Here is an 11,597-nt window from a genome sequence, read left to right as displayed (position 1 = left end):
AAAGCTAAACAGGCATTTAATAGTCTAATATATAGAGAGAAAATGGAGGTGGTGTTCGCTTGGCAGAGCACACAGAGAGAACAACCGATTTTCGTAAAGATGATTTGGCATTTACAGCTATGATAACAAAGTATCAGACTGATTTATATCGAACAGCGCTAGCGTTTCTAAAAAATAAAAATGACGCAATTGAAGCCATTCAAGAAGTGACTTTTCGTGCCTATAAGAAAAGAAAGCAACTAAGGGAGTTAAGCTATGCAAAAACCTGGCTGATTCGAATCATGATTAATTATTGTCAGGACATGATTAAGAAGAACAAACAGCTTTTTCCCAGTCTAATCGACGCAGACGCTGGTCATTACGATCAAGTAAACTATCTTTATTTAGAGCAAGCTATTCTGACATTGGCAAAAAAAGAGCAGGAACTCATCTATTTAAAGTATTTTCATGGCTATACCTTTAAGGAGCTAGCAGAACAGCTGAACAAACCAGAGGGAACCATTAAAACAATCCTGTATCGTGCTTTAGCGCAATTAAAGCAACAGCTAGGCGATGAAGAAGGGGGATGGGAACATGCCTAACCAGCTTAATAATTGGTCAACGCATTACAATCAAGAGGATAATCCGGTAGTGGAAATAGAAAATGCTATTGCCTCGGGTATGGCAAAAGCGAAGGTTGCAATAAGAAAGCGCAAACGTCAGCAACTAAGCTTGGTAGCTTTTATGTCTTTTTGGCTTGGTTTAACAGTATTAATTAATGTCTCACCAACGTTTGCTAATCAACTCGGCCGAGTTCCAGGAATGGAGCAATTTGTTGATTTTTTTCAATTTGATCGTGGGAAACTAGCGGCAGTTGAGCATAATTACTACCAGCCAATTGGGCAAGTAACTGAGGTTGGGCCATTCATCTTTACAATTGAAGGGGCTATTCGCGATTCACGTGATCTTGTACTGTTTTATACATTAGAGGGTGAAGCGGGGATGGATGGACTCTCGTTTGATATTGAGGATGTTACAGCGAATGGCGTTGCCGTTGAAGATTATTCATATGCTGTTAGTTTTGGTCAGCGAGAGGAGGAAAATGCAGTCATATTTGATACGATAGCAGTATCTACTGTTGACCCGTTTGAAGCTGAACGACTTGAAATAGAAGTTGAATTTATCGGGCAGCTAAACGGAAAGATAATTACCGAACGAGCCATTATACCAATAACGGTACAAGTTATGGGTGGTGAACAGTACTACGATTTAAACGAAACACTGAATGTAGCTGGTCAGACTTTCTATATTCATGGAGTTACTATCTTTCCGTTAAAAGCGGAAGTTGAAATCTCTGCTGATCCCAATAATACGATGCGAGTCTTAAGTATTGATGATCTTGCATTAATTGATGAAGAGGGGGACAGTTGGACAAAGCTTATGACTGGTATGGTAGGGTTTGGTGATCTTGAGGATGGTGGCATGAAGGTCTACCTGCAAAGTAATTATTTTGAAGCACCTGAGTCATTAACGCTTTTCTTTAGTAAAATTCAAGCAGTACCTAAGGATGCTGATTATTTATTGATTGATTTGGATGATGAGAAAATCTTACATGATCCTTATGGGAAATACTCACTGGTTACCTATAATGGCAAAGAGCTATCAATTATCTATGATAAAGAACAAGGTTTTGATGAATTTTTAGGCTATGAACTCACCTCGCCAGAAGGGGATGAGCTTAATGTTACCGGGTTTTCTTTTATACAAGGAGACCAGCAAAACAGAATGGCATGGGACGTAGAGACCAATGAACCAATTGTAAAACTTAACTTAGCTGCATATCCCCATTGGTTAGAAGAAGCAGTACGTCTAAAGCTATATTAAGGCTAAGGAGGTAAATTTATTATCTTCCTTACTTCTGTGCAATTTAGTTAGTATGAAGATAAGTAGATAAAGTCCTGTAGCTAATGAATGTAAAGGCACTGTAAAATCCCTTATATTTTCAGCAAATACAAAACACGAACGACCTAAAAAGTTACGGTGTCCGAAAGTTCGTGTTTTGGCTGATGTCAAGTCGTTAAATTGGGGTAAATAGTAAATTATCTATGATTATTAACCCAAAAAGCTAACATTGTTAAAGAATATATCCAAAAAAATTAGTTTTTCAACGTAAAAGTTCGGTAAATAGTATTGACTTGTTCGTGCCTGTCCATAATAATGAGTATGTAGTAATTAATAGATACTTTGAGGGGGATTTATTTTGTTAAAACGTTTTGGTGTGATTACTTTAGCAATTATAAGCATGCTCGTGCTTGCTGCTTGTGGAACTAATGGAACAGATTCAGATTCGGAAGAAACAGAAGAGCCAACTGAACTTACAATGGGCTTTGTACCATCTCAGGATGCTGCAAATATAGCTACAACAGCTGAGCCTTTAGAAGCGTTTTTATCAGAAGAATTAGGTATTCCGGTGCGTGCTGAGGTTATGAGTGATTTCAGTGGTCTAGTAGAAGCAATGCGTACACAAAAGGTAGACATTGGTTTCTTAAATCCGTTTGGCTTTGTCCAAGCTGAAAATCGTGCTGATGTGGAAGTAATCTTAAAATCAATTCGTAATGGCGATGATTATTATGTTGCGCAATACACAGTTCCGGCTGATTCACCACTTCAATCAATTGAGGATTTAATAGCAACTGAAGGGTTAGTTTGGGCATATGCAGATGATCTATCAACATCAGGTTTCCTATTCCCTGCTAAGCAATTAATGGATATGGGTGTGGAAGATTTAGATGAGCACTTCCAACGGATTACTGTAGGGTCTCATGATAATGCGATGCTGCAACTAATTGATGGTCAAGCTGATTTTGTTACTACATTCCAAGATGCTCGGGTAACAATTGAAAGTGATTTTCCAACTGTTATGGATGACCTTCGTGTTCTAGGTGTTACTGACGCAATTCCTAACGATACAATTTCTGTAAGAAGTGGGATGTCAGATGATCTAAAACAACAGATTACCGATGCATTCATGAGCTTAAATGAAAATGAAGAAATGCTTGAAATTATGCACGAGATATATACTTGGGATGGTGTAGCTGTAGCTGAGTCTGCTGATTACGACATCGTTCGTGAAGTATTTGCTGCGTTTGAAGATGATTTAGCACAATAATTGTTAGGTAAAAAGAAAAGATTATAAAAGAGTGTCTGTCATCACCTTTTATTGAGATAAAGGGTGAAGCGGGCGCTCGTTTTCTGTATTCGGACTATAGAACAGCAAGTAAGTATGCTATGCTTATTTATAAGAATTTACACAAAATGCGAAAAGTCGGGAAGGTGAAAGATTTTGATCGAAATAAAGGACATGTCCTTAGTGTATCCCAATGGTCATCAAGGCTTAAAGAATATTAATTTGAAAATTAATGACGGTGAATTTGTTGTTATTGTTGGGATGTCAGGTGCAGGTAAGTCTTCATTAATTAGAAGTATTAATCGCATGGTAACGCCAACGGAAGGTGAACTACTTATTGACAATGAAAATGTGTTAGCCTTTAGAGAAAAAAAATTGCGTCAGCTCCGCACAAATGTTGGGATGGTCTTTCAAAACTATAACCTTGTGAAACGAATGTCGGTTTTGCGTAATGTGATGTCAGGGCGATTGGGTCATACCAATACCTTTCGCAGCTTGTTAGGTTTGTTTCCTCAGGAGGATTTACAACTGGCAATGAATAATCTCAAGCGAGTTGGGATTGCAGAAAAAGCATACGTGCGAGCAGATCAGCTAAGTGGTGGTCAGCAGCAACGTGTTAGTATTGCGCGTGTGTTGACGCAACAGCCCAAGGTTATTCTAGCTGATGAGCCAGTGGCGAGCTTAGATCCGCCTACTTCCCACCGGGTTATGAAGGACTTGCGTCGTGTTAGTAAAGAGGACAACTTAACCACAATCGTTAACCTGCATTTTATCGACATGGCGATGGAATATGCCGATCGGATCATTGGCTTACGGGACGGTGAGGTCGTTTTTGATGGGCCGATTAGTGAGGTAACTGAAGCAACCTTTGAAGAAATTTACGGTCGACCAATCAAAGATGATGACCTCATTGGAAGTGAGGAAGCGTAATGGCTCAAGAAAAATCAACCACACTTAACCAGCTTGAGCGCTATCACCTCACGCCGAAGAAATTCAAGCTTTTTCTTGTTGTCACCATTGTCATTGTCATCGGTTTATATATTGCAGCTGTTTTTCAAACTGAGGCATTTCCTAATCGAATTATTGATGGTATGGAAATTATCTTTAAATTTGTTATCGACGATTTGTTTCCACCTAATTGGAGCTATCTAAATACAGTAGCGCGCCGCTTATTGGAGACTTGGAACATGGCACTATTCAGTACAACAATTGCCGCTGTTTTAGCGCTACCCCTTAGTTTTTTAGCATCAGGGAATATTGTTAAAAGTCGGACAGCCTATCAGTTCATGCGTAACTTTTTAAATATTATGCGGACGATTCCCGAGGTCATTTTGGCGGTCTTATTCGTGGCAACCGTTGGGATTGGTTCAGTATCTGGTATTTTAGCATTAAGTGTTTTTTCGGCAGGTATACTAGCAAAATTAATTAGTGAAACAATTGAAGCTGTTGATCCGGGCCCGTTAGATGCCATACGTGCTTCGGGGGGCAATAAGCTACAGGTAATTGCCTACGGGGTGATGCCGCAAATTCTACCACAGTATGCTTCATATGCATTATATGTCTTAGAGATCAATGTTAAAGCGTCTGTTATTCTAGGATTTGTTGGCGCAGGTGGAATTGGAGTTATTATGCAGCAACAATTGCGTATGTTCCGCTATGATAATGTCGCCACGATTGTGTTTTTAACATTCTTAACGGTTTCGTTAATTGATTTCATTAGTAATCGTTTAAGGGGGCACCTCGAATAATGAGTCAACCAACCAAAGTTGCATTACGAAAAGCGCAGACAAAAAAAGGGAAAGTTAGATTTTATTTGACGCTGCTTGTCTTGAGTGCATTATATTTAGTAGCCATTTTAGAAACGGAATTCAAAATATCGAGCTCGCAAGCTTCGCCATTCACGACACTTAGACGAATTTTCATTTCACCGTTTACGAGTATGGATTATATTTCTCAATTCCCAGAGTACATTGGCTATATGATGGAGACAATTGCGATTGCTTTTGCAGGTGGTCTAGTGGCAACGCTCATAGCCATCCCAATCGCCTTTTTAGCAGCTCGTAATATATCGAAAGAATTTTCTTATATTGGCAAGGTTATTTTAAATGCGATCCGTGCTATTCCAGAATTAATCTTTGCAATTATCTTTGTGGCGGCAGTCGGAATTGGGCCTTATGCAGGGGTGCTAGCAATTAGTATTAATTCCGTTGGTATGCTAGGCAAGTTATATGCTGAAGTGATTGAGTCGATTGATATGAGTACCATTGATGCAATTCGGGCAAGTGGTGGGAATAGGCTACAAGCTATTTGGTATGGTGTGCTTCCACAAGTGTTACCAGAGTTCTCGTCATACTCGATTTATCGGTTTGAGATTGATGTTCGGTCTTCTACCGTGCTTGGAATTGTTGGGGCTGGCGGTATTGGTGCGCCGCTTATCTTAGCAACTTATCAGAGAAGTTGGGAAGATGTTGGGCTTATTCTAATTGTTGTTATTGTCTTTGTGAGCTTAATTGATATCTTAAGTGGTAAGATTAGAAAAAAACTAGTTTAATTAATAGGTTAAAAAAGGGTGAGGGTCTGTCAAATAGACGCTCTCTCTTTATATCTGAAAAGCTAAGGGGGATAATAAAGTGATGGTAGAGCAAGCGATTTATCAGCATGCTAAGCAATGGGCTTTCGAGGCCGGTGAAATTTTACGTCAGGCCGTTAAAGGTGAGCTAACTGTCGAATACAAAACATCAGCAGCAGATTTGGTAACAGAAAAAGATAAAGAAATAGAACAGTTTTTTCTTGATAAAATAAATACACACTATCCAGAGCATTTTTTGCTCGGTGAAGAGGGTGTCCAACAGCAGCAGACCTATCAGCCGGAAGACGAGATTGTCTGGTTGGTCGATCCAATTGATGGAACGACTAACTTTGTGCATACCAAAAGTAATTTTTCTATCTCAGTCGCTGTGTACATAAAGGGCAAGCCGACTGTTGGCGTCATCTATGATCCAATCAAGGATGAAATGTTCCATGTACTAGCTGGACAAGGCCTTTACGTTGACGAAGAAAAAGTGCCAGCTGTCGCTACCAATAAGCAAATGGAGGAGGCGTTATTCTGCCTAAATCATCTATGGTTAGCACCTAACGATGATTTAAATGAACAACCACTCCAGCAGATGGTCAGGGAGATTAGAGGATTTCGCTGTATTGGCTCAGCTGCGTTAGAGCTTGCCTACGTGGCAACGGGAAGAATGGATGGTGCAATCTACAATGGATTAGGTGCGTGGGACTTTGGGGCGGCCTACGTGATGCTAAAAGAGCAAGGAATAGCTTGTACAACCCTTAAAGGAGAAGAGGTTTATCCTTTTGGTCACGCAACGCTGATCACAGCTAGTAAAAAACTCCATCAACAGGTGCTGGCTAACTATATTGAACTGAAGCATTAAGAGAGGACGAACGGATGACTAAACTATATATCTTTGATTTGGACGGAACGCTTTATGAAGAAACAGATCACTTTGATTACTATGCTAAATTACTAATGGCACTTGTACCTGAGCAAGATCAACAGTGCTACTGGGAGGATTACTTGGCGATGAAACAAGGTGAGCATGTTGTTTCAATCGGGAAGGTCTATGATGTAAAACGCGATCTTACTGTTACGATTGACCCACTTACCCTAACAGCAACTGCTGCTCATACCTGGGACGGCAAGGCGGTAGAGCAGGTAGGTGATTTATACGGGGGACAACCCTTGAGCTTTGATTTTAATGCGCTCGTTGCAATTGGTGATGGCTGGTGGTTACCGTTTGCCTGCGCCAAACACTATGGTGTTGACGATACTCAACCGAGCTATCATCAGACCAAGGCTTATATGGTTACCGATCGGTTTCAGCTTAATGAAATTGCAGGGCTGCGGCAATTTCTACTTACGTTAAAAATAACAGATCGAATTGTGCTAATGACCAATAGTGACCGTGCTGATGTTGAACGACTGTTAACTGAGTTGAATCTTGTTGGTGTATTTGATCATATCATCACATCAGCACGCAAGCCGGAAAAGACAATGTGGTATTTCAATCACCTTCAGAATTTCTATCAAGTACCTTTTGAAAAAATGATTTCGATTGGTGATAATTTTATTAATGAGATCGCCCCTGCGCTTATGCTTGGGATGGAAGGGATATACTTGTCAAGGCATGACCAAGTGGGTGGACACAAGAATTTAACACAATATGCAAGCATTCGAGATCTGTATAAATGAGCTAGTGTACACAAGCTACTTAAGGAGGGTATTATTCTTAAGTAGCTTTTTTTAGTGCTGAGATAGCTGATTATGAATAGTTGTAACAAGCGAAGCTATTAATTCCTTCTGGAAAGAGGAGGGGTGGGTTGAAACGTGGTCGCTTTAAGGCGTTCTAATTAGCTAAGCTCTTCCATATAGTAAAGTATCTATGAAATGGGGGACGAGTCATGATGAAGCTTTTTAAATATGTGCTTTGGCTAATAGGTCTCGGCTTACTTATCTACCTCATTACTTTCCCATATGAAGGAACAATTCGTTCGACAGAATGGTTGAATCTGCCGCTTGCCAATCAAGTGATTGTGCTCGATCCAGGACATGGTGGAATGGATGGTGGGGCGGTAGGTGCAGATGACACCTTGGAGAAGGACATTGCATTAACGGTTAGTTTTTACTTGCGGGATTATTTACAGCAGGCGGGGGCAACGGTTTATTTAACGAGAGAGTCGGATAGGGATTTAGCTACCGAAGGGACATCAGGGGTATCACAACGTAAAGTGGAGGATATTAAAAATCGAGTTGTCTTTATGGAAGAAATTGATCCAGATTTATTTTTGACCATTCATTTAAATGCTTTGCCATCTAACCAATGGCGTGGTGCTCAGACTTTCTATCACCCTAATCGTCCAGATTCGAAGCAACTCGCCGAGAGTATTCAGGCTGAAATAAAAACGAGTCTTAATAATACCAATCGAGAAGCGTTAGCAATTAATAGTGTCTATGTGCTCAAGCATGCAAATCGACCAGCTGCTTTAGTTGAAATAGGATTTCTCTCGCACCCAGAAGAACGTGAGTTGTTAAAGGACACGGCATACCAGGATCAAATGGCCGCAAGTGTGTATTATGGCATACTCCGTTATCTATCCGAAGTGAGCGAGTAAATTTTTTTCTTAAAAAAGCTATGCTATACTGGCAGTGGAAGCTGATAAATGAGAGAGGTTGAATATGTGTGTTAACAGAACAGCAGGTAATTGCTTTACTAAAACCAGTTAAAGATCCATTTTTGAATAAATCATTTGCTGAAACTGACGCTATTCGTGAGGTGATGATTAAGCCCGAAACAGGTCATGTGAGTGTCAAGATTGGGATAGCTAAGATGAATACGCCGGAACAAATGGAATTACAGCAAACTCTAGTAGCCAAGCTTAAACGCTCGGGTGCTACCAGTGTTGGCTTGCGCTTTGAAACGCTACCAGATGAAGTGCTTGGGCAATTTCAAATAAATAAAGATGAAAAGCCATCGCTATTAAATGGGAATATAAAGACGAAATTTCTTGCTATTGCAAGCGGGAAAGGCGGAGTTGGCAAGTCAACTGTAACTGTAAATATCGCTGTTGCACTTGCCCGTCTTGGAAAAAAAGTTGGCATAATTGATGCGGATATTTATGGCTTTAGTATTCCGGATATGATGGGCATTACAAACCGACCAACTTTAAAGGGTAATCGAATTATTCCGGTTGAGGCACATGGTGTTCAGTTAATGTCGATGGGCTTTTTCGTTGAGTATAACGAACCCGTTATTTGGAGGGGTCCTAGATTAGGAAAAATGCTAAAAAGTTTCTTTGTTGAAGTGGATTGGGCGGAGCTTGACTATCTTTTACTTGATCTACCACCAGGTACTGGAGATATGGCATTAGCGGTTCATAATACGATTCCATCATCTAAAGAACTCATTGTCACAACGCCACACCCAACAGCAGCATTCGTTGCCTCGCGTGCTGGGAAAATGGCTATTAATACCAACCACGAAATTATTGGTGTTGTTGAGAATATGTCATACTACCAGAGCCTAGCCACTGATGAGAAAGAATATGTCTTTGGCCGAGGTGGTGGTGAGAAGCTAGCTGAAGAGCTTTCAGCACCACTTATTGGCCAACTTCCACTCGGGCAACCACAGGGTAGCGAAGGGCAGCGAGGTTCCATTTATTCAGCAGAAGAGCCAGCTGGTTTGATTTATCAACAAATAGCTGATCATGTCATCAAGTATACGTAACAAGAGTAAACCCTTTCTGTAGGTAGAAAGGGTTTATTCATTTTCTTCATCATCAGTCCCGCCATCGGTTTGCTCAGATTGGGTATCTTTCTCCTCCAGTAGTGTTTGTGCATTTCTTATAATGATCTCCGATACCTTCGCTTCAAAAAGTGGAGAAGCTAGCGTTTCTTGAATCGTTTCTTCTAAATGTGTCTTGAATTGTTGGCTTTTTAGTTGCCCCCTTATTTGATCATGGACCTCAGGATTGTTAAAAAGCTCAAGCATTTTCTCCTGATAGGCCGAGTCACTCATAAGCCGAGTTAAGACATCTTCATGTTGCGCAATCATTGCTTCAGAGAATGCTGTGACAAACTCGGTATCGGTGAACATATTGCTCCAGAAACCTTTGCCCTCTTCAGCGGTTAAGGATTGCTCGACAGCTTGTCGTACAAGCTGATCATTAATGACATACATTTGTTGTGTGGATTCGTCGCCAAGTACTTCAACAATTGCTTTCTTTCCGTCTTCACTTTTTAAGATATCTGTTACCATCTTCTTTGTTGAATCATAATTACCCTCTTGTCCATTTCCGCTACTACTGTTATTTGTACAGGCTGTTAGAAAGACGAGGATTGCTAGATAAAACCATAGCGTATGTTTGACCATTTCGACTCTACTCCTTCTCTAATAAATGAATAATTATAATATGAGAAGAATTGAGCAGAATTATGTACAAGGTCATTATTCTACTGGTTTAGTCTCAATCTCGGCCTGAGTGATAAGCTCAGATACAGTGACAAATTGGTAGCCTTTTTGTTGCAGACCGGGTAAGACAGTAGCTAGTGCATCCTCTGTTTGCGTTGCAGAGTCTGATGCGTGCATGAGGATAATATCACCATTTTCCGTTTCTGATAAGACGGTATCAATAATTTGTTCAACGCCTGGTGCTTTCCAATCATTCGTATTAATTCGCCATTGAATCACGTCGTAGCCCTGATCAGATACTAGAGCAAGTACTTCTTCGTTTAGGTGACCGCTCGGTGTTCTAATTAATTTCAAATCTTTATAGCCTAATTTTTCAAATATAGTCTTTGCTAAATTAAGGTCTCTTGTCACTTCATTTGCATCCATCTCTAGGTAGCTTGTGTAGCGGTAGCCAAGCATGCCGATTTCATGACCGGCTTCGGATATTTTATCAACTAAATGAGGGTGGTGCTCAGCCCATTCCCCTAATAAGAAAAAAGTTGCGCGAACATCGTGCTCATCTAACTGCTTAAGAATCGGTTCGACAATCTGGTCACCCCAAGTAATATTGAAGGTTAGACTAACATTACTTGATTCTTGGTCACCTTTTGATATGGCTAACGGTGCAGCATCGGAAGAGAAGACTTGTAAGTACTGTTTACTTTGAGTGGTAATAAATACTAGAGCGATAATAGAAAGAAGACCAATGACGGCATATTTTTTCAATTGCTTAAGCTTAATCGTGTAAAACAAGAGCAATGGGATCAACCTACCTTCTTTATGAATTAATCTAGTCTATGCAATGGTTTAAGAGAATTATGAGTGATTAACTAAAAAATATAGGTTTGTCTTTAGCAAATCTCGGAAATGACTATAACTGCTATCTTGAAAGAATTCACGAAAGATGAGGGATGCTGGATGCTAGGTTTGCTTGTGAGTGAGAGAGAGGTAAAAGAAATTGAGTATTTAATTAAAAGGGAGTTAGAAGAAATATTATTTGATATTGAGGATAGTCGCATAGATTCTGTGGTTAAGGATACCATGCAACAGCGCTACCGGGTGCTCTATCAGTTATTTCGGAGAATCGCGTCACATCAAGATGTGCTAAGGTATTTACCTCGTGATAAATTATACTAATCCAACCTTTTTTTGAAAAAAAGTCTTGCACGAACCTATTGGATATGCTATATTATTTTTTGTTGTCAGATTTGCTATGCTTTTAAAAGTGAGTCGATTTTAAATAAAAAAAGATTTGTTTTTAAAAAAGTATTGACGAGAATGAAGTCACATGATATATTATATCTCGTCGCTAAAATGCGACAACGGAATATTGATCATTGAAAACTGAACAAAACAACCAGTATGTTAAGAAAAGAAGTAAGACAAAAGCTAGTGCTTTTAAGCGAGCAAAGAGCATTCAA

General features: G+C 39.9%; 13 protein-coding genes. 11 read left to right on the top strand and 2 right to left on the bottom strand.

The features are described 5' to 3' along the window. Window positions 1-59: 59 nt before the first annotated feature. From BM000_RS13865 to BM000_RS13820, 10 genes are all read left to right on the top strand, one after another. Window positions 60-581 (top strand): sigma-70 family RNA polymerase sigma factor, encoded by a 522-nt coding sequence (locus BM000_RS13865; RefSeq protein WP_091499634.1) that lies wholly within the window; start codon window positions 60-62, stop codon window positions 579-581. Beyond that, a complete protein-coding gene (locus BM000_RS13860) occupies window positions 574-1,863 on the top strand; it encodes a DUF4179 domain-containing protein (RefSeq protein ID WP_177178308.1) in 1,290 nt (429 codons plus the stop codon). The genes BM000_RS13865 and BM000_RS13860 overlap by 8 nt, the downstream gene beginning before the upstream one ends. Window positions 1,864-2,239: 376 nt before the next feature. Beyond that, a complete protein-coding gene (locus BM000_RS13855) occupies window positions 2,240-3,148 on the top strand; it encodes a phosphate/phosphite/phosphonate ABC transporter substrate-binding protein (protein ID WP_091499583.1) in 909 nt (302 codons plus the stop codon). A 174-nt stretch (window positions 3,149-3,322) separates the two neighbouring features. Next, entirely contained in the window at window positions 3,323-4,096 is a 774-nt protein-coding gene (phnC, locus tag BM000_RS13850) for a phosphonate ABC transporter ATP-binding protein (RefSeq protein WP_091499581.1), read from the top strand. Beyond that, window positions 4,096-4,914, top strand: a complete 819-nt coding sequence (gene phnE, locus BM000_RS13845; RefSeq protein ID WP_091499580.1) for a phosphonate ABC transporter, permease protein PhnE — start codon at window positions 4,096-4,098, stop codon at window positions 4,912-4,914. The genes phnC and phnE (BM000_RS13845) overlap by 1 nt, the downstream gene beginning before the upstream one ends. Then, window positions 4,914-5,717: a phosphonate ABC transporter, permease protein PhnE gene (gene phnE, locus BM000_RS13840; protein WP_091499578.1), complete on the top strand. Its 804-nt coding sequence runs from the start codon at window positions 4,914-4,916 to the stop codon at window positions 5,715-5,717. The genes phnE (BM000_RS13845) and phnE (BM000_RS13840) overlap by 1 nt, the downstream gene beginning before the upstream one ends. An 82-nt stretch (window positions 5,718-5,799) precedes the next feature. After that, entirely contained in the window at window positions 5,800-6,603 is an 804-nt protein-coding gene (locus tag BM000_RS13835; RefSeq protein WP_091499805.1) for an inositol monophosphatase family protein, read from the top strand. 14 nt (window positions 6,604-6,617) lie between these two features. Continuing rightward, complete coding sequence (locus tag BM000_RS13830) at window positions 6,618-7,421, top strand: HAD family hydrolase (protein ID WP_091499577.1); 804 nt, start codon at window positions 6,618-6,620, stop codon at window positions 7,419-7,421. A 209-nt stretch (window positions 7,422-7,630) separates the two neighbouring features. Continuing rightward, the gene (gene cwlD, locus BM000_RS13825; RefSeq protein ID WP_091499575.1) at window positions 7,631-8,341 is read left to right on the top strand and encodes an N-acetylmuramoyl-L-alanine amidase CwlD; all 711 of its coding nucleotides are present in this window, start codon (window positions 7,631-7,633) and stop codon (window positions 8,339-8,341) included. A 68-nt stretch (window positions 8,342-8,409) separates the two neighbouring features. Beyond that, a complete protein-coding gene (locus tag BM000_RS13820) occupies window positions 8,410-9,453 on the top strand; it encodes an Mrp/NBP35 family ATP-binding protein (RefSeq protein ID WP_091499573.1) in 1,044 nt (347 codons plus the stop codon). A gap of 33 nt (window positions 9,454-9,486) precedes the next feature. Here the strand turns inward: BM000_RS13820 and gerD are convergent, their stop codons facing one another. Continuing rightward, window positions 9,487-10,098, bottom strand: a complete 612-nt coding sequence (gene gerD / locus BM000_RS13815) for a spore germination lipoprotein GerD (RefSeq protein ID WP_091499572.1) — start codon at window positions 10,096-10,098, stop codon at window positions 9,487-9,489. Window positions 10,099-10,173: 75 nt separating this feature from the next. Continuing rightward, window positions 10,174-10,935: a polysaccharide deacetylase family sporulation protein PdaB gene (gene pdaB, locus BM000_RS13810; protein WP_091499804.1), complete on the bottom strand. Its 762-nt coding sequence runs from the start codon at window positions 10,933-10,935 to the stop codon at window positions 10,174-10,176. A gap of 159 nt (window positions 10,936-11,094) precedes the next feature. Here pdaB and BM000_RS13805 point away from each other — a divergent pair, with 159 nt between their 5' ends. After that, complete coding sequence (locus tag BM000_RS13805; RefSeq protein ID WP_091499570.1) at window positions 11,095-11,313, top strand: hypothetical protein; 219 nt, start codon at window positions 11,095-11,097, stop codon at window positions 11,311-11,313. The last annotated feature ends 284 nt before the right edge of the window (window positions 11,314-11,597 follow it).

Origin of the sequence: Amphibacillus marinus (assembly GCF_900110345.1) — a bacterium.
GTDB lineage: Bacteria > Bacillota > Bacilli > Bacillales > Amphibacillaceae > Amphibacillus_D > Amphibacillus_D marinus.
Note: the sequence above shows the minus strand (reverse complement) of the source record. Positions and strands in the feature narration are given on the sequence as shown.

Coding starts and splice junctions, on each gene's coding strand:
- BM000_RS13860 (WP_177178308.1), top strand. CDS start 574: ATGCCTAACCAGCTTAATAATTGGTCAACGCATTACAATCAAGAGGAT.
- phnE (WP_091499580.1), top strand. CDS start 4,096: ATGGCTCAAGAAAAATCAACCACACTTAACCAGCTTGAGCGCTATCAC.
- phnE (WP_091499578.1), top strand. CDS start 4,914: ATGAGTCAACCAACCAAAGTTGCATTACGAAAAGCGCAGACAAAAAAA.
- BM000_RS13835 (WP_091499805.1), top strand. CDS start 5,800: ATGGTAGAGCAAGCGATTTATCAGCATGCTAAGCAATGGGCTTTCGAG.
- BM000_RS13830 (WP_091499577.1), top strand. CDS start 6,618: ATGACTAAACTATATATCTTTGATTTGGACGGAACGCTTTATGAAGAA.
- cwlD (WP_091499575.1), top strand. CDS start 7,631: ATGATGAAGCTTTTTAAATATGTGCTTTGGCTAATAGGTCTCGGCTTA.
- gerD (WP_091499572.1), bottom strand. CDS start 10,098: ATGGTCAAACATACGCTATGGTTTTATCTAGCAATCCTCGTCTTTCTA.
- BM000_RS13805 (WP_091499570.1), top strand. CDS start 11,095: ATGCTAGGTTTGCTTGTGAGTGAGAGAGAGGTAAAAGAAATTGAGTAT.